This is a genomic window from Chromobacterium sp. FG89 (genome assembly GCF_057808735.1).
On sequence record NZ_JBMDIQ010000021.1, the window covers coordinates 34313 to 50674 of the forward strand.

Here is a 16362-nt window from a genome sequence, read left to right on the forward strand (position 1 = left end):
GCATGACGCGAAATCTATTCACCAGCCTGGCGGCTGGTTTGTTGTTGGCCGGCGGCGCGGCGGGAGCGGAAACGCCGGTCTGGAAACAGCCGGAGTACGCGGCGGCCATCGTCCAGGCCCGGGCGGGGCAGACCGCGCCGGCGCTGGCGCTATTGGAGCGGGAGCGCGCGCGCGGACCGTTGCCCGCGCCCTTGCTGGACGATTATCTGACCCTGCTGTGCTGGAGCGGACGCGGCGCGGAGGCCCTGCGGCTGCTGCCCGGACATGAGGCCGAGATGTCGGCGGACACTCTGGCGCGCTTGGCGCGAGCGGCGCGCGATCAGCGCGACGCGGCGGAAGCGACGCGGCTGTACCGCGTGTTGCTGGCGCGTCAGCCCGCGGCCGGCTATCGCGCCGGCCTGGCCATGGCCCAGGCCGAAGCCGGACAGGCCGCCGCCGCGCTGGCCACGCTGGACGCCGCGCCGCCCGGCGCGCCGGCCGACGAACTGGAGCTGAGCCGCGCGCGCGCTTACGTCTTGCTGCAAAGCGGGGACCTGACCCAGGCGCTGGATTATCTGATCCGCGCGCGGACGCGCTTTCCCGGAGACCCGGAACTGGAACGCAGCTATCTGGGCTGCCTGTTGCGCCTGGGCGCGCCATGGCAGGCGGACCAGGCGTCCGTCTCGGATCCCCGGCTGGCTTTGCAGATCGATTTCGACCGCGCGGCGACCTTGAGCCGTTGGGGACGCATTCAGGAAAGCCAGGACAGCGGGCCGGGCCGGCACACGCAAACCGACGCGGCGCTGAAGCTCAACCAGGACATCGCGGCGCGGCCGGAAGCCGCGCGGCCGCCGTTCGCCGCGCTGGCGGCGGACGACCGCGTGCAAATGCTGCAGCAGCGCGGCCTGTCGGCGCAGGCCGTCGCCCTGGACCGGCAGAGCGCCGGCCAGGCGTGGTCGCCGTACGCCCGCGCGGCCTTGGCCGACGCCTATCTCAACCAGCGCCAGCCGCTGCGCGCCGAGGAACTGTACCGCTCGGCGCTGCGCGACGCGCCGCAGGCGGACGAGGCCTTGGATTGGCGCATCGGCCTGGTCTACGCCCTGCTTGAGTCCGGCCAGCACGCGGCCTGCCGCCGGGAACTGGCCGCCTTGCAAGCCGCCACGCCCCGGCAGAAGACCGAGCGCGCCAGCGGCCGACGCGTGTTCAATCCGGCGTTTCAGCGCGTGGCCTTGCTGGACGCGATGGTCACCGCCTATCAGGAGGACACCCGCGGCGGCTGGGAGCGGATGGAAGCCCTGCTGGACGACGCCTCGTTCAATCCGGAGCTGCGGCAGAACCAGGGCAGCCTGGCCCTGATGCGCGGCTGGCCGCGGCGGGCGCGCGGCGTGTTCACCCGGCTGGGCGTGGACGAACCGGACCAGCCGGAAGCGGCGGCGACCGGCTTGGCCGGCGCGGCGCTGGACCTGCAGGAGTTGGACGAGGCGGACCGTCAGTTGCAACGGCTGAACGAACTGGACGTGGACAACGCCGGCGTGCGCCAGTTGCGGGAGCGCGCCCGGCTGGAACGGCGGCCGGAGCTGGTGCTGGAAGGGAAGAAGGATTTGAGCGGCGGCCAGGGCGCGGGCGAGCAGAACGCCTGGGAGAGCTCGGCGCGCTTGTATTCGTCGCCGTTCGGCCACTGGCGCTTGTTCGGCCTGCATCAGTTGCAACGCGCCAGTTATGTGAACGAGACGGCGTCGGCTCGTTACGAGGCGCTGGGCATGGGCGCGGAATGGCGGGGCGAGCAGGGGCGAGGCGAATTCGGCCTGACCGGCCAGATCGACGGCGGACGGCGCGGCGGCGCTTTCGCCGGCTATGACTGGACGCCGGACGACTATTGGACGCTGGGCGCGCGCTTTGAATTGAACAGCGCCGAAGCGCCGTTGAAAGGCCGCCTGGACGATGTGCGCGGCAACCGGACCCAGCTGAGCCTGCAGTACCGCGCCGACGACTACCGCAGCTACGCCTTGCAAGCCGAGGCCCTGTCCTTGTCCGACGGCAATCTGCGCCGCGCGGTGTCCGCCAACTGGGACCAGCGCTGGGTCAGCGGACCGCGCTACAAACTCAACACCATTTTGACGCTGGCGGCCAGTGCCAACGACGCGGTGACGTCCGCCCGCTATTTCAATCCGCGCGCCGACGGCGAGGCCTCGGTGACGGCGATGCAGGAATGGAAGTTGTGGGGCGAATACGAAACCACCTGGCATCAGCGCCTGGGGCTGACGCTGGGCACTTACACCCAGCGCGACTTCGGCGCCGGCGGCGTGTGGGGGCTGCTGTTGGAACAGGAGTGGCGCTGGGGCAGCCGCGGCAGCCTGCGTTACGGCTTCACCCGGGTGCGCCACCCCTATGACGGCAAGGCGGAAACCGGCAACAAGGTTTATCTCAATCTGGATTGGCGCTTCTGATGAAAATGAAACAATGGCTGGCGGCCCTGACGACGGCCTGCCTGTTGTGGACCGGCTGGGCGCAAGCGGCGGCCGGGCGCTTGGTGATTCTGTGCTACCACGAGGTGGACAAGACCGACAGCGGCGCCTCGGACCCGTTCGCGGTGGACGCCCGCGCGCTGGTGAAGCAAATGGAGTGGATGCGCGGCCAGGGCTACAGCTTCGTCAGCCTGCAACAGGTGCTGGACGACCGCGCCGGCGGCAAGCCCTTGCCGGACAAGGCGGTGCTGCTGACTTTCGACGACGGCTACCGCAGCGTGTACACCAATGTCTATCCGGTGCTGAAGCTGTTCCGGGCGCCGGCCGTGATCGCGCTGGTGGGCAGCTGGCTGGAAGCGCCCGAGGGCAGCCAGGTCAGCTACGGCGACGGCGTGGCGGGGCGGAGCAAATTCCTGAGCTGGGCGCAGATCCGCGAAATGCGGGCCAGCGGCCTGGTGGAAGTGGCCAGCCACAGCTACGCCTCGCATCTGGGCGTATTGGCCAATCCCCAGGGCAATCTGGAACCGGCGCTGACCGCCCGCGCCTTCCGCGCCGGCGGCTATGAAAGCGAATCGGCCTATCTGGCGCGCATCCGCGACGATTTGCGCCGCAACAGCGCGCTGCTCAAGGCGCGGCTGGGCGTGGCGCCCAGGGCGATGGTATGGCCCTACGGCAGCTACTCGCCGCAAGCGGCGGGGGTGGCGGCGCAGGAGGGCATGCCGGTGACCATGGGGCTGGGCGCGGGCATCAACGTCCGCGACACCCCGCTGTCCTCGCTGCGCCGGGTGTTGCTGGACGCCAATATGGATCTGGGTGATCTGGCTTATCAATTCAAGCAGCTCAACGGCTGGCCGGACGGCGTCCGGCCGGAACCCAGCCGCATCATGCACGTGGACCTGGACTACATCTACGATCCCGATCCCAAACGCCAGGACGAAAACCTGGGCCGGCTGCTGGACCGGGTCAAGGCCATGGGCGCGAGCACCGTTTACCTGCAGGCCTTCGCCGATCCCGACGGCGACGGCGTGGCGCAGGCGCTGTATTTCCCCAACCGCCATCTGCCGATGCGCGCGGACCTGTTCAACCGCGCCGCCTGGCAATTGCAGACCCGGGCCAATGTCAGGGTCTACGCCTGGATGCCCTTATTGGGCTTCGCGCTGCCGGCCGGCCATCCGCTGGCCGGCGAGCGGGTGCTGGCGGAGCAGGGCGGCGGCGCTCAGGCCAAGGTGCAGGGCTATGCGCGGCTGACCCCGTATTCGCCGCCGGTGCGCCAACTGATCCGCGAGATTTACGAAGACCTGGCGCGCAGCTCGCGTTTCAGCGGCCTGCTGTTCCACGACGATGCCACCCTGTCCGACTTCGAAGACGCCGGCCCGGCGGCGCGGCAGGCGCGGCAAGGGCGGGGCCTGGCCGCCAGCGTGGCCGACGTGCGCGCAGACCCGGAGCAGATGGCGCGCTGGACGCGCGACAAAACCGCCTTGCTGGACGATTTCAGCATGGAGCTGGCGGCCGTGGTGCGCCAATACCAGCCGGATTTGCGCACCGCGCGCAATCTCTACGCCGAGGTGGTGCTCAATCCGGAGTCGGAAACCTGGTTCGCCCAGTCCTTCGACAGCGCGCTGAGCCGCTACGATCGGGTGGCGGTGATGGCGATGCCCTATATGGAAAACGCGGCCCAGCCCAAGGCCTGGCTGCGGCGGCTGTTCGACAAGGTGGCGGCCAAACCCGGCGCGCTGGAAAAAACCGTGTTCGAACTGCAGGCCGTCGATTGGCGTAGCCGCAAGCCGATTCCCACCGCGGAGCTGGCGGCCACGGTGCGCGAACTCAACACCCTGGGCGCGCGGCACATCGCCTACTACCCGGACGACCTGTTCCAGGACCAGCCCAGGCTGAAGACGTTCAAGCGAGTGTTTTCGCTGACGGCGAGGCCGGAAGAATGAAGGCCGGCGGCGGGAGACCGCATGGACGATTGATGACCCGTCGCATCAAGGGGCGAGGAGAAGTGTTGTGAACCTGGCATTGATACTGCTGCTGGCATATGCCTTTTTTTATCCGTTGTTCATGGCTTATCTGTGGATGGTGGGGGCGGTGCATTACTACCTCCACTACGAAAGAAAAGATCCGCCGCTTAATCAGCCGCCGGCGCTGGACTATCCGCCGCTGAGCGTGGTGGTGCCCTGCTACAACGAGGAAGACAATGTGCGCGAGACTTTGGCCTACGCGCTGGCGCTGGACTATCCGGACTTCGAAGTGATCGCGGTCAACGACGGCAGCCGGGACGCCACCGGCGCCATCCTGGACGAACTGGCCGCCGCCCACCCGCGGCTGCGGGTGGTGCACCAGGCCACCAACCAGGGCAAGGCGGTGGGGCTCAACACCGCGCTGGCGCTGGCGCGCCACGAATACCTGCTGTGCATAGACGGCGACGCGCTGCTGGACCCGTACGCGGGCAAATGGCTGATGCGCCATTTCCTGACTTCGCCGCGCGTGGGCGCTGTCACCGGCAACCCGCGCATCCGCAACCGCACCACCCTGCTGGGACGGCTGCAGGTGGGCGAATTCACCGCCATCATCGGCCTGATCAAGCGCGCGCAGCGCACTTACGGCCGATTGTTCACCGTCTCCGGCGTGATCACCGCCTTCCGCAAGACCGCGGTTTACCAGGCGGGCTACTGGAGCGAGGACATGCTGACCGAAGACATCGACATCAGCTGGAAACTTCAGCTCAAGCACTGGAACGTGCGCTTCGAACCGCGCGCGCTGGTGTGGATTCTGATGCCGGAAACCCTGCGCGGGCTGTGGAAACAGCGGCTGCGCTGGGCCAAGGGCGGCACCCAGGCGCTGATGCGCAACGCCTGGGTGCTGCGCACCTGGCGCCACCGCCACATGTGGCCGGTGTATTCCGAGTACTTCCTCAGCGTGGTGTGGTCCTACACCATGGCCGGCATCATCGTCTATTGGCTGCTGAGCCTGGTGTTGGGCGACTGGCTGCCCCAGATGGGCACGCCGTTGATTCCGCGCTGGCACGGCATGGTGCTGGGCGGCACCTGCATGCTGCAATTCATGATCAGCAAGATGATGGACAGCCAGTACGACGCCAAGCTGGGCAAGAACTACTACTGGATGGTGTGGTATCCGCTGGTTTACTGGCTGCTCAACGTCTGCACCACCATCGTGGCCTTCCCGCAGGCGGTGTTCCGCAAAAAGGGCAAGCGCGCGCGCTGGGTCAGCCCGGACCGGGGGGTGAGGGCATGAGCCGGCTGGGAGATGGCCTGATCATCCAGGCCGCGCACAATATGAGCGCCTTGCAGCGGCTGCTGTCCTGGCTGATGACCCTGGCGTGCTGGTTGGCGTGGATCTATCTGTGGCTGCCGGCCCTGGCCTATGTCGGCTACCTGATCTGGGGCCGGGACGTGTTGCCGACGGCGCTGCGCGCGCAGGACGCGCCGGAGCACCTGGGCAGGCTGCGCGATTACGGCTTCGAAATCGCGCTGATCGGGCTATGCCTGCTGCTGTGGTCGCGCATCAACTACTGGCGCTTCGCCGGCAAGCAGAAACGCAGCCCGATCCCCAACGTCACCCTGGAAAAACTGGCGGAAGACCTGGGCGTGTCTCCGGACGAGCTGCGCGAGGGCCAGGCCGCCAAGGTGGCGGTGGTCCATCATTGCGGCGAGGGCGGCATCGCCCGCATCGAAACCGTGACGCGGCTGCCGCCGCCCGGCTGAGTCACCAGCCGCCGAACAAGGGCAGCAGCACCAAGGCCAGCAACAGCGCCCAGGCGGCCGCGCCGGCGCACAGCGCGCTGTACGCGAAGTGCTGCGACTCCACCTCTTCCTCCAGCCCCAGCATGGCCGGCGCGCCGTGGTAGAGCAGGGCGAAGGCCGCGGCCAGGCCCAGCAGCGCGCCCAGCAGATTGAAGGCGAAATCCGGCGCCAGCAAGGCCAGGCTGGACAGCCACAGCGGCACCGCCGCGCCGGCCGCCAGCAAGAAGCAATCCTTGAAGCTCGCGGCCAGCTTGTGGCTGGCGGCCAGCGTTTGCAGCGTCCAGGCCATCAGCGGCACGGTGGCCAGTTCGGCGACGAAGAACAGCGCGGCGGCGGCCAGCCAGCGCTCCATGCCGGCGTCGGGCGCGTAGAGCCGGCCGTGAGCCAGACCGGCGTAGCAAATCATCAGGGCGGGCAGCAGCGAGAACGGCAGCACCAGCTTCCACATCAGGCGGCGCGGCGACGGCGCGCGCCCGCGCAACTCGTCCCAGCCGCCGTGGCTGGAAAACAGCATCTTCGGATAATGGCTCAGTTTCATGGCGAAGCTCCTTGAGGACGGGACTGGCATGGCGGGCGGAACATACTCTCAATATGTATCATGATGTGATATAAATTCAAGCATGAATCCCTTTCCAGACTCCCCCATCCTGAGCAAGGCGGATTTTGAACGCCTGTCCGAATTCCGCCATCAACTGCGCGTGTTCCTGCGGTTCAGCGAAGACGCCTGCCGCGGCCACGGCCTGACGCCGCTGCAATACCAACTGCTCTTGCACGTGCAAGGCTATCCGGGCCGCGACTGGGCCACCGTGGGCGAACTGGCCGAGCGGCTGCAATCCCACCACCACGGCGTGGTGGCGCTGGTCAGCCGCTGCGAGGAGCTGGGCCTGGTGCAGCGCCGGCCCGGCCGCGAGGACCGGCGGCAGGTGGAAATCCATCTGACCGAGGCCGGACGCAATCAGGCGCAGGCGCTGGCCGCGCTGCACCGCGACGAAATCCGCCTGCTGCGCGACAAGCTTGCGCCGCCGGGCTTCGACCCGGCTTAGAACCTGTTTACGATCTGCTGCGCGTCGGCGATACCGCGTTAAAAACAAACTCAAAATGCTCATGTACCGTATGTACACTCCGCTTTTTCGCTTGTTTTCGCCTTGTCTCGCCTTAGCTCGCAAGATCGTAAACAGGTTCTTAGACCCGCTAACAAAAGCCCCTGATCCTGCGTTGTACGGGTACTGTAGCTTCGCAGAAACTTCGTTTTCTGCGTCGGCGCGTCTCTGCGAGGTTTTGTTCGCGGCTCTCAATCGCCCAGATAGCGCCGGCGCAGCAGCCGCAGCCGGCCGTCGGTGGCGAGGCGGTTCAAGGCCTGCTGCAAACGCCGGGCGTGCTGGGGCGGCGTGGCCGGGTTGAGAGCGAACCAGTACTGGCCGCCGCCGTCCAGCAAATAGGCCGGCGCCGCCGTGCGCGGCGGCAACTTCAGCTTGTCCAGATGCCAGCGCATCGCCCAGTCCAGCATCGCCACCAGATCGACGCGATCCAGCAGCAGTTTGTTCAGATTGGCCGCGTCGTCCTGGCCGGCGTCCAGTCCCTCGCGCCGCGGGTCCAGCGCCGCCAGCCGGTTGAAGGCGGCGGAGCCGGCCAGTGCCCCCACGCGATAGCGCCGCGCGTCCGCCGCGCCGCTCAGACGGATGTCGCGGCGGGCGGACAGCCGGTACAGGAAGACGCGGCGCGGGCCTATCGGCCCCACCCACTGGAATTGGGCTTCCCGCTCCGGCGTGCGCACCATGGCGAACAACAGCGCGTCCGGCGTTTTTCGCACCGTGGCGTAAGCGCGCAGCCAGGGCTGCACCTCGATTGCCAGGCTAAGCCCGGCTTCCGCCGCGACCAGGCGCAAAACCTCGGCGGCATAGCCCTTGACCTTGCCGTTTTCCACATAGCTGAGCGGCGGCAGGTCCTCGGTATAGGCCTTGATGTCGGCCGCCGCCGCTGTCAGCGCCCAGCATGCGCCGAGCGCCGCCAGCAGCGGGCGGATGAGAGTCCCCGGTATGACCATTTCTTGTCCGTTATGCGTGATGGTTCACAGCATGGCAGTTTGCCAGACAAAAGGGCCGGTTTGATGACAAATGGGCGGTTTCAGCGCAGCGCCAGCGCGGCGCCCAGGCCGATCAAGGCGCAGCCTATGACGCGGTTCAAGCCGCGCTGACGGCGCAACATGCCGGCGTGCAGCCGCGGCTGGGTGAACAGCAAGGCCACCAGCGCGAACCAGGCCAGATGGGCGGCGGAGATGAACAGGCCGTAGCCCGCGCGCAGCGACAGTGGCGTGTCCGCGTTGACCGCCTGGCTGAACAGGCTGAGCACGAACAGCGAAGTCTTGGGGTTGAGCGCATTGCACAGCAGGCCGGCGCGCAGCGCGGCCCAGGCGCTCTGCCGGCCGCCGCGGGCGGCGGGGCCGGCGGCCAGCGGCGGCTGGACGAAGGTGCGGTAGCCGATGTAGAGCAGATAGGCGGCGCCCAGCAGCTTGAAGCCGGCCAGCAGCCAGGGCGTGCGGCTGAGCAGCAGACTGACGCCCAGCAGCGCGCACAGCACGTGGAATTGCACGCCCAAAGCGATGCCGAAAGCGCCCAGCAGCCCGTGGCCGCGTCCGTATTGCAGGCTGTTGCGGGTGATGACGGCGAAGTCGGCGCCGGGGCTGATCACGGCGAGCAGGGTCAGCAGGGCTACGGTCAGGAGTTCGTTCATCGCGACAAGGCTTTCAAAGGGAGACGCGGCGATTGTCGCGGGCTTGGCGCGCGGTGAAAATCGATTTATTGTCCTTGCATTGCGTGAGGAAAAATCACTGATGAGCTATCGCATTCCGGCCTTGACCGCCGTTCGCGCCTTTGAAGCCGCCGCCCGCCACGGCAGCTTCGTCAAAGCCGCCGCCGAGCTGTGCGTGACCCACGGCGCGGTCAGCCGCCAAGTCAAGCAATTGGAGGAAGGGCTGGGCGTGGCCCTGTTCGAGCGGCGCAACCGGGCGGTGTTTCTGACCGCGGCCGGCGAGAGCTTCCGCCAAAGCTGCGCCGAGGCGCTGCGCGTGCTGGAGCAGGGTGCGGCCCGCGCGCAAAGGCAGGCGGACGCGCCCTTGCGGCTGTCCTGCGAACCCACCATCGCGATGCGCTGGCTGATTCCGCGTTTGCCGGCCTTCCAGGCCGAACATCCCGACATCGAACTGCTGCTGTCCGCCGCCGGCGGGAAAGTCGATTTTTCCTCACAGAGAATCGACCTGGCGCTGCGCCGCGACGACAGCGGCTGGAACCTGGGCGACCACGTGGCCGAAGTGGCGCGGGAACGGATGGGGCCGGTGTGCGCGCCGGCGCGGTTGCAGGCCGCGGGCGGAGACTGGCGCGCCTTGCCCCTGCTGCACGCGGACAGCCGGCCGGAAGCGTGGAGCCGCTGGCTGGCGGCGCAGGGAGAGGCGGCGGCGGGGGAGGCCGGACGCTTCGAGCATTTTTACCTCAGCCTGCAGGCGGCCGAGGCCGGTTTGGGGCTGGCCATCGCCTCGCTCTATATGGCGGCGGACGCGCTGGCGTTGGGCCAATTGACGGCGCCGGCCGGTTTTCGCGAGGACGGCTCCAACTATGTGCTGCTGTCGTCGCGGCCCTTCGACGGCGACCCGCGCCGGCGGGCGGTGCTGGATTGGTTGCGCCGGCAGATGGCGCGGAATCTGACTTAAGAACGTATTTACGATCTCGTGAGCTCAGGCGAGACAAGGCGTTGCGGCGGAGAAAGCGGAATGTACGCGTGGCACATGAGCATTTCGAAAGGGGGCTCACCGTGTCACGCATCCACGACGCGCAGCAGATCGTAAACCGGTTCTAAGAGCTGAGCGGATCGCCGGCCGGGAGACCCGCCTGAAAGCGTTCGAACAGCTCGCGCTCCTCGAAGCGCACATGGTCTTGCAGCAGCTCGGCGAAGCGCGCCAGCGTCGTCGCTTGCGGCGCGGCCAATTCCGCGATCAGCGCGCGCAGCCGGCGGTGTTCGTCCAAGGCCCGGGCGGCCAGCGCCGCGTGTTCCGTCTGCGCCAGCCGCGGCAGCAGCGTCGCTTCTTCTTCCGCGAAATGCGGCTCCAGCGCCTCCGCGCTCCAGGCGCGCAGCGCGGCGGCCAGCTGGGTTTGCCGCTCCGGGTCGCCGGATTCGACGGCCAGCCGGGCCTGGCGCGCCATTTTCAAGGCGTGGTGGTGTTCGCGGGACAATTCCAGCAGCGCGGGGTGTCGCTTCATGAGGTGGCTTCTTTCTGGCCTGGCTTCGCCGGCGCGCGGCCGCGCCGCAGGCTGCTCAGCAGCAGGATGATGAAAAACAGCAGGGTCAGCGCATTGAGCAGGCCGGCCGCGCGCCGCCAGGCGAAAGCGCCGTCCAGCATGCCGTACAGCCGCAGCAGCAAGGACAGGTGCAGGGCCGCCAAGGGCGCGTAGAACAGCGGGCGGTAAGGCAGTTTCAGCCGCGTCAGCGCCGGAATGATGATGGGCGCGTGGCCGAACACCATGGAAAACACAAAGCCCAGGCCCACCGCGTGCAAGGCCGCGTCGCGCCAGGGATGGCCGGGCAGCAACGCGCCGGCCAGGCCCAATGCGCCGGCGACGGCCAGCCAGCCGTAGCCGCAGAGCAGGGCGACGGCGATATAGCGGGTCAGCCCGCGCTGGCGCGCGTTGCGCCGGGCGATGTCGTGGCGCAGCAGCCAGACGGCCAGCGCCAGCAAGGCCGCCGCGTACAGCCGCAGACCGGCGTCCGGCCGCCACAGGGACAGGACCGCGCCGCCGCCCAGCGTCAGCGCCGCCAGCGCGAAGCCGCGCCGGGCCGCGGAAGACAGCGGCAGCAAGCGGGTCAGTTCCAGCCGTTCGCCGGCAATGGTCAGGATCAGGAAGGCCAGCCACCAGGGCACGGCCGTCTGCAGATCGCCGCCCAGCTGCCAGGCCAGCGCGCCGATCAGCCAGCACAGCGCGGCGGCGGCCAGGGTCAGGGTGAAGGCGGCGGCCTGACGCCGCAGCACCTGGACGCTGCCGGCCAGCAAGACGGCGGCGGCCAGCGTTTGCAGCCACTGCGCCGCCGGCGGCGGCAGGCCGGCGATCAGGCACAGACCGGACAAGCCCGCGGCCGCCGGCGCCAGCAAGGCCCAGCCGCGGTTCAAGGCCACCGCCCGCTCCAGGCTGATCACGCCGCCGAAGAAGGCGCCTATCATCAGCGCGCCGTGCCAGCCGGCCAGCGCCGCGGTGGCGGCCGGCACGGCCCAGCCCAGGCGCGCCAGACCGGCCAGCGCGCCGCAGAGCAGGGCCAGCGCGGCCAGACCCAGCCAGGGCAGCCGGGCCTTCATGCCTGCCAGCCGAAATGGCGGCGGCTGTCCTCGCTCATTCTTTCCGGCGACCAGGCCGGCTCCCACACCAGATTGACGTGGATGCGGCGCTGCGGAGGCAGGCCGTGGGTGAGCGCGAACTCCACCTCGTCCAGAATCATTTCGCCCATCGGACAAGCGGGCGAGGTCATGGTCATCTCGATCAACAGCTGTTCCGCTTGCGGGTCGATGCGATAGACCAGGCCGAGGTCGATGATGTTGACGCCGATTTCCGGGTCTATGACCTGGCGCAGCAAGCTGCGCGCCAAGTCCACTTCCTGTTGCTGTTCGGCTGAGAGCGGGTCCGGCATGGTGGTCGCCTTTAAAGGTATATGTTTATTACACCTTATGGATGCTACGCCGGCGGCGGGGAGCGGGCAATAGCCCGTTCAGCCTAAATCGCGGCGGCGCACTCGCTCCCAATCCAGGCCGAAGCGCGCCAGATACTTGCGCAGCCGGTCCGCGTCGTTGGGCTGGGCCTTGAGCTGGCGCGAGGCGGCGAACAGCCGACGGCCGGCTTCGGACAGCGTGGCGGCGTCGCGACAGACGCGCAGCACGCCTTCCAGCTGCATGCGGTCGAACAGGTCCAGCTGCGCCAGCCGCTCCGGGTCCAGCGCCGCCAGCGCCTCGTCCCTTGCCTCGTCCTGCGTCTCGTCTTGCCAACCGTGACGCAGCCGCGCGATCTCCTCGCTGACGCCGTCCTCGTCGATGCGGCCGGCGTCGGCCAGCGTGGCCATGCGCGTCACCGAGGCGGACAGCTCGCGGAAATTGCCCTGCCAGCGCGCCTGCGGCGAGGCAGCGAAGGCGAGGTAGGCGCGGCGCGCCTCGGCGTTGAAGCGGGCGCGCAGGCCGTGCTGCTCGGCGTGGCGCGCCAGCTCGAACTCCAGATTGGGTTCGATGTCCTCGCGGCGCTCGGCCAGGCCGGGCAGATCGAAGCTCCACAGATTGATGCGCGCGTACAGGTCCTCGCGGAAGCGGCCGGCGCGCACCCATTGGCGCAAGTCCCGCACCGTGCCGCAGATCAGCTGGAAATTGCTGTGCACCTCGCAATCGCCGCCAAAAGGGAAGAAGCGCTTCTCCTCTATGGCCTTGAGCAGCATCGCCTGCTCGTCCAGGCCCAGCTCGCCTATCTCGTCCAGAAACAACATGCCGCCGTCCGCGCTGCGCAACAGGCCGGCGCGCTCGCCGTGCGCGCCGGTGAACGCGCCCTTCACATGGCCGAACAGCGCGGACATCGCGCTGTCGCCGCGCAGGGTGGCGCAATTGACCTCGACAAAGCGGCCGTCCAGCCGGTGACGCGTCTTTTTCAGCTGGTAGAGCCGGCGCGCCAGCTGGCTTTTGCCGGCGCCGGTGGGGCCGCTGAGCAGGATGGGCGCGTCGGAGCGCACCGCCACCCGCTCGATCTGCTCGATCATGCGGTTGAAGCGCGTGTTGCGGGTGGCGATGCCGGACTTGAGAAAGGACACGGTGTCGTCGCTCTCCTGACGGAAACGTTGCGCGATCTGGTCGTAGCGCGACAGATCCAGGTCGATGAGGCTGACCTCGCCGGCCAGGCGCTGGCCCTGGCGCGCCGGCGAACTTTGCAGCAGCCGCGCTGGCAGGTGGCGGGATTCGGTGAGCAGAAACCAGCAAATCTGCGCCACGTGGGTGCCGGTGGTGATATGAACCAGGTAATCCTCGCGCTCGGTGTCGAAGGCGTAGTGCGCGGCGAAGTCGTGCAAGGCCGCGTACATCTCCTCGAAATCCCACGGGTCTTGCAGATTGACCGGATGCAGCCGCACCTCGGTGCCCGGCGACACCGCGGCGATATCCTGCGCCGTCAGTTGCGCCAGCCGCGCATGATGGTTGTCGTGCAGCAACTCCAGCCGCCGCAGCGGCATGTCGGGCTGCGCGCAAATGCCCACCGAGGGCCGCCATTTCTTCCAGCGCTCGGCGCCGTGGCCGCGCCGGTCCAGCACCGTGCCCAGGAAACCAATCGCCACTCTATCGTGCATATATTATCTATTTGGATAATTGAATAGACTATTTTATCAAAAAAGACTTGATGACGGTTTTGCCGAAACCGACGGCGCGGACCTGGGGTGAAGAATTGTTATTGTTAAATCAATGGCTTGAATGTTTAATTTCAAGTTGTCATGAAGCTGGCACGATTCTGGCAATACGCGGAACGGGCGCGGCGGCGCAAGCCTGCCCGCGCCTTGGGGCGAAGCGCGCCGGCGGCGCGCTAAGAACCTGTTCACGATCTGCTGCGCTTCGTGAAGCGTTGCACGGTGAGCACAAGCTCAAAAATGCTCATGTACCACGAGTACATTCCGCTTTTTCGCTTGTTTTCGCCTTGCCTCGCTCTTGTTCGCGAGATCGTGAACAGGTTCTAAGACCCGCTAACAGAACCCCTGATCCTGCGTTGCGCCTCCTTGTCGCACGACTGGTGCTGTCGCTTCGCAGACACTTCGTTTTCTGCGTCGGCGCGCCTTGGCTCAGGTAGGCAGCGCGGTTTTGTTAGCGGCTCTAAAAACAGATATGCACAAAGAAAGACAAGAATATGACCGTGAATCCCTATCAAACCCTGCTGGCGCCCAACGGCGCGCCCATCAAGATGTGGACGCAAGGCGTGCCTGTGGAAGACGCCGCGCGTCAGCAACTGTTGCAAACCGCGCAACTGCCCTTCATCTTCCGGCACCTGGCGGTGATGCCGGACGTGCATCTGGGCAAGGGCTCCACCATCGGCAGCGTGATTCCCACGGTGGGGGCCGTCATTCCGGCGGCGGTGGGCGTGGACATCGGCTGCGGCATGATGGCGGCGCGCACCACCTTGAGCGCCGCGGACCTGCCGGACCAGCTGGGCGGCTTGAGGAGCGCCATTGAAGCCGCGGTGCCGCACGGCCGCAGTGCCTCCCGCTCCGGCCGCGACAAAGGCGCTTGGCAGCGGCCGCCGGCCGGCGTGGACGCCGCCTGGGCGCGGCTGCTGCCGGGTTTCGACGCCATCGCGGCCAAATATCCCAAGCTGGCGAAAACCAATAACCACCTTCACCTGGGCACGCTGGGCACCGGCAATCACTTTGTCGAAGTGTGCCTGGACGAGGCGGACCGGGTCTGGTTCATGTTGCACTCCGGTTCTCGCGGCGTGGGCAACGCCATCGGCAATCTGTTCATCGAACTGGCCCAGGCGGACATGCGCGGGCATATCGCCAATCTGCCGCACCGCGAGCTGGCCTATTTCGAAGAAGGCAGCCGTCATTTCGACGACTACGTGGAAGCGGTGGGCTGGGCCCAGGACTACGCGCGCCAAAACCGCCTGTTGATGATGCGCCAGGCGGTGGACGCCGCCCGCGGCGTGATAAGCAAGCCCTTCGACGCCGAAGTGGAAGCGGTGAACTGCCACCACAACTATGTGCAGCGCGAGACCCACTTTGGCCGCGAGGTGCTGGTGACGCGCAAGGGCGCGGTGGCCGCCCACAAGGGCCAGCTGGGCATCATTCCCGGCTCCATGGGTGCCAAGAGCTTCATTGTGCGCGGCCTGGGCAATGAGGAAGCCTTCTGTTCCTGCAGCCACGGCGCCGGGCGCGCGATGAGCCGCACCGAAGCCAAGCGCCGCTTCGACCTGGAAGACCAGCGCCGCGCCACCGCCCATGTGGAATGCCGCAAGGACGCCGAGGTGATCGATGAAATCCCGATGGCTTACAAGGACATCGACGCGGTGATGGCGGCGCAGTCCAGCCTGGTGGAGGTGGTGCACACCTTGCGCCAGGTGGTGTGCGTGAAAGGATGAGCGGCGGTTCATGATCGGGCGCGCGGCGGGGCGGGCCAGCGCGGGAGCGGTTTTTAAGCTTCTTTGCTAGCCGTCCGGCCTGCGCGCGGCGGACATTGAACAGCAGCTAAAGCAAGCCCCTAGGCAGGGCTGGAGACAAAGATAATGCGAGAATTTTTATTTCAACACCCGCTGGAAGACGCGATGCGCGAGCGGGTGCGGCGCGAACTGGACGCGCTGGAAGGACGGCACCGGGTGCGAGTGCTTTACGCCTGTGAATCCGGCAGCCGCGCCTGGGGTTTTCCGTCGCCGGACAGCGATTACGACGTGCGCTTCATCTACGTGCACGAGCCGGAATGGTATTTGCGCGTGATGCCGCAGCGCGACGTGATCGAACTGCCGATCAACGATGAGCTGGACATCAGCGGCTGGGAACTGCGCAAGGCGCTGCGCCTGCTGCAAGGCTCCAACCCCACGCTGTGCGAATGGCTGCAATCGCCGCTGGTGTACCGGGCGGACCCGCAGGCGCTGCGGTTGCTGCGCGGCCTGGCGCCGGACTTCCGCTCGGACCTCAAATGCCGTTGGCACTACCTGGCGATGGCGCGCAAAAACTTCGACGCCCACCTGCAGGGCGACAGCGTGTGCCTGAAAAAATACCTGTACGTGCTGAGAGCCCTGTTGGCGGTGCGTTGGCTGGACGCCGGCCGCGGCATGCCGCCGACGCGTTTCGCCCAACTGGCCGCCGGCACCGTAGACGACGCCGAACTGGCCGCCGAGATCAACCGCCTGCTGGCGGTGAAGATCGCCTGCGGCGAGACCATGCGCGGACCGCGCCGCCCGCGGATCCACGCTTTCATCGAGCGGCAGCTGGCGGCGGCGGAACCGGCGCCGGCCCTGGCGCGGCCCAGCGGCGACAACGCGCGGCTGGACCAAGCCTTGTGGCGGCTGGCCAGGCCGCTAGACCATGAGCTGAAATTGGTGTCCAGCTGAAAGGACAGCATTGCGTATTCCATCGGGATAATAAGATGGGGGCGGCGGGCGGTCCGGACT

At 67.5% G+C, this 16362-nt stretch carries 15 protein-coding genes; 8 read left to right on the forward strand and 7 right to left on the reverse strand.

Going from position 1 to position 16362, the window contains the following annotated elements; genetic code table 11:
• The first annotated feature begins 2 nt into the window (after positions 1-2).
• The 4 genes from pgaA to pgaD all read left to right on the forward strand — a co-directional run bounded on the left by pgaA (position 3) and on the right by pgaD (position 6169).
• Positions 3-2426, forward strand: a complete 2424-nt coding sequence (gene pgaA, locus ACODRW_RS18715; RefSeq protein WP_488906421.1) for a poly-beta-1,6 N-acetyl-D-glucosamine export porin PgaA — start codon at positions 3-5, stop codon at positions 2424-2426.
• A complete protein-coding gene (gene pgaB / locus ACODRW_RS18720) occupies positions 2426-4384 on the forward strand; it encodes a poly-beta-1,6-N-acetyl-D-glucosamine N-deacetylase PgaB (RefSeq protein ID WP_227107375.1) in 1959 nt (652 codons plus the stop codon). Before pgaA ends, pgaB begins: the two co-directional genes overlap by 1 nt.
• Before the next feature lie 67 nt (positions 4385-4451).
• The gene (pgaC, locus tag ACODRW_RS18725; RefSeq protein ID WP_227107376.1) at positions 4452-5699 is read left to right on the forward strand and encodes a poly-beta-1,6-N-acetyl-D-glucosamine synthase; all 1248 of its coding nucleotides are present in this window, start codon (positions 4452-4454) and stop codon (positions 5697-5699) included.
• Positions 5696-6169 (forward strand): poly-beta-1,6-N-acetyl-D-glucosamine biosynthesis protein PgaD, encoded by a 474-nt coding sequence (gene pgaD / locus ACODRW_RS18730; protein WP_488906422.1) that lies wholly within the window; start codon positions 5696-5698, stop codon positions 6167-6169. The genes pgaC and pgaD overlap by 4 nt, the downstream gene beginning before the upstream one ends.
• Before the next feature lies 1 nt (position 6170).
• On the opposite strand, the gene ACODRW_RS18735 is transcribed toward pgaD, so the two are convergent.
• Positions 6171-6746 (reverse strand): YIP1 family protein, encoded by a 576-nt coding sequence (locus ACODRW_RS18735; protein ID WP_488906423.1) that lies wholly within the window; start codon positions 6744-6746, stop codon positions 6171-6173.
• An 82-nt stretch (positions 6747-6828) separates the two neighbouring features.
• On the opposite strand from ACODRW_RS18735, the gene ACODRW_RS18740 reads away from it, so the two are divergent.
• Positions 6829-7251 (forward strand): MarR family winged helix-turn-helix transcriptional regulator, encoded by a 423-nt coding sequence (locus ACODRW_RS18740; protein WP_107799930.1) that lies wholly within the window; start codon positions 6829-6831, stop codon positions 7249-7251.
• Positions 7252-7499: 248 nt separating this feature from the next.
• Here ACODRW_RS18740 and ACODRW_RS18745 read toward each other — a convergent pair whose 3' ends face one another.
• Positions 7500-8252 (reverse strand): substrate-binding periplasmic protein, encoded by a 753-nt coding sequence (locus ACODRW_RS18745; RefSeq protein ID WP_488906424.1) that lies wholly within the window; start codon positions 8250-8252, stop codon positions 7500-7502.
• Between the two features lie 80 nt (positions 8253-8332).
• A complete protein-coding gene (locus ACODRW_RS18750; protein WP_488877869.1) occupies positions 8333-8938 on the reverse strand; it encodes a LysE family transporter in 606 nt (201 codons plus the stop codon).
• 100 nt (positions 8939-9038) lie between these two features.
• On the opposite strand from ACODRW_RS18750, the gene ACODRW_RS18755 reads away from it, so the two are divergent.
• A complete protein-coding gene (locus ACODRW_RS18755) occupies positions 9039-9911 on the forward strand; it encodes a LysR substrate-binding domain-containing protein (RefSeq protein WP_235089603.1) in 873 nt (290 codons plus the stop codon).
• Positions 9912-10053: 142 nt separating this feature from the next.
• Here ACODRW_RS18755 and ACODRW_RS18760 read toward each other — a convergent pair whose 3' ends face one another.
• The 4 genes from ACODRW_RS18760 to rtcR all read right to left on the reverse strand — a co-directional run bounded on the left by ACODRW_RS18760 (position 10054) and on the right by rtcR (position 13558).
• Positions 10054-10458 (reverse strand): hemerythrin domain-containing protein, encoded by a 405-nt coding sequence (locus ACODRW_RS18760; protein WP_227107383.1) that lies wholly within the window; start codon positions 10456-10458, stop codon positions 10054-10056.
• Complete coding sequence (locus ACODRW_RS18765; RefSeq protein ID WP_488906425.1) at positions 10455-11546, reverse strand: DUF8744 domain-containing protein; 1092 nt, start codon at positions 11544-11546, stop codon at positions 10455-10457. The genes ACODRW_RS18760 and ACODRW_RS18765 overlap by 4 nt, the downstream gene beginning before the upstream one ends.
• Positions 11543-11875: a metal-sulfur cluster assembly factor gene (locus ACODRW_RS18770; protein WP_107799924.1), complete on the reverse strand. Its 333-nt coding sequence runs from the start codon at positions 11873-11875 to the stop codon at positions 11543-11545. Before ACODRW_RS18770 ends, ACODRW_RS18765 begins: the two co-directional genes overlap by 4 nt.
• 78 nt (positions 11876-11953) lie before the next feature.
• A complete protein-coding gene (rtcR, locus tag ACODRW_RS18775; protein WP_107799923.1) occupies positions 11954-13558 on the reverse strand; it encodes an RNA repair transcriptional activator RtcR in 1605 nt (534 codons plus the stop codon).
• Positions 13559-14106: 548 nt separating this feature from the next.
• On the opposite strand from rtcR, the gene ACODRW_RS18780 reads away from it, so the two are divergent.
• A complete protein-coding gene (locus ACODRW_RS18780; protein WP_488906426.1) occupies positions 14107-15333 on the forward strand; it encodes an RtcB family protein in 1227 nt (408 codons plus the stop codon).
• A gap of 144 nt (positions 15334-15477) precedes the next feature.
• Positions 15478-16302: a nucleotidyltransferase domain-containing protein gene (locus ACODRW_RS18785; RefSeq protein WP_235089592.1), complete on the forward strand. Its 825-nt coding sequence runs from the start codon at positions 15478-15480 to the stop codon at positions 16300-16302.
• Positions 16303-16362 lie beyond the last annotated feature (60 nt).

Coding starts and splice junctions, on each gene's coding strand:
- pgaD (WP_488906422.1), top strand. CDS start 5,696: ATGAGCCGGCTGGGAGATGGCCTGATCATCCAGGCCGCGCACAATATG.
- ACODRW_RS18780 (WP_488906426.1), top strand. CDS start 14,107: ATGACCGTGAATCCCTATCAAACCCTGCTGGCGCCCAACGGCGCGCCC.
- ACODRW_RS18765 (WP_488906425.1), bottom strand. CDS start 11,546: ATGAAGGCCCGGCTGCCCTGGCTGGGTCTGGCCGCGCTGGCCCTGCTC.
- ACODRW_RS18735 (WP_488906423.1), bottom strand. CDS start 6,746: ATGAAACTGAGCCATTATCCGAAGATGCTGTTTTCCAGCCACGGCGGC.
- ACODRW_RS18785 (WP_235089592.1), top strand. CDS start 15,478: ATGCGAGAATTTTTATTTCAACACCCGCTGGAAGACGCGATGCGCGAG.
- ACODRW_RS18755 (WP_235089603.1), top strand. CDS start 9,039: ATGAGCTATCGCATTCCGGCCTTGACCGCCGTTCGCGCCTTTGAAGCC.
- ACODRW_RS18770 (WP_107799924.1), bottom strand. CDS start 11,875: ATGCCGGACCCGCTCTCAGCCGAACAGCAACAGGAAGTGGACTTGGCG.
- ACODRW_RS18740 (WP_107799930.1), top strand. CDS start 6,829: ATGAATCCCTTTCCAGACTCCCCCATCCTGAGCAAGGCGGATTTTGAA.
- ACODRW_RS18750 (WP_488877869.1), bottom strand. CDS start 8,938: ATGAACGAACTCCTGACCGTAGCCCTGCTGACCCTGCTCGCCGTGATC.
- rtcR (WP_107799923.1), bottom strand. CDS start 13,558: ATGCACGATAGAGTGGCGATTGGTTTCCTGGGCACGGTGCTGGACCGG.
- pgaB (WP_227107375.1), top strand. CDS start 2,426: ATGAAAATGAAACAATGGCTGGCGGCCCTGACGACGGCCTGCCTGTTG.
- pgaA (WP_488906421.1), top strand. CDS start 3: ATGACGCGAAATCTATTCACCAGCCTGGCGGCTGGTTTGTTGTTGGCC.
- ACODRW_RS18760 (WP_227107383.1), bottom strand. CDS start 10,458: ATGAAGCGACACCCCGCGCTGCTGGAATTGTCCCGCGAACACCACCAC.
- ACODRW_RS18745 (WP_488906424.1), bottom strand. CDS start 8,252: ATGGTCATACCGGGGACTCTCATCCGCCCGCTGCTGGCGGCGCTCGGC.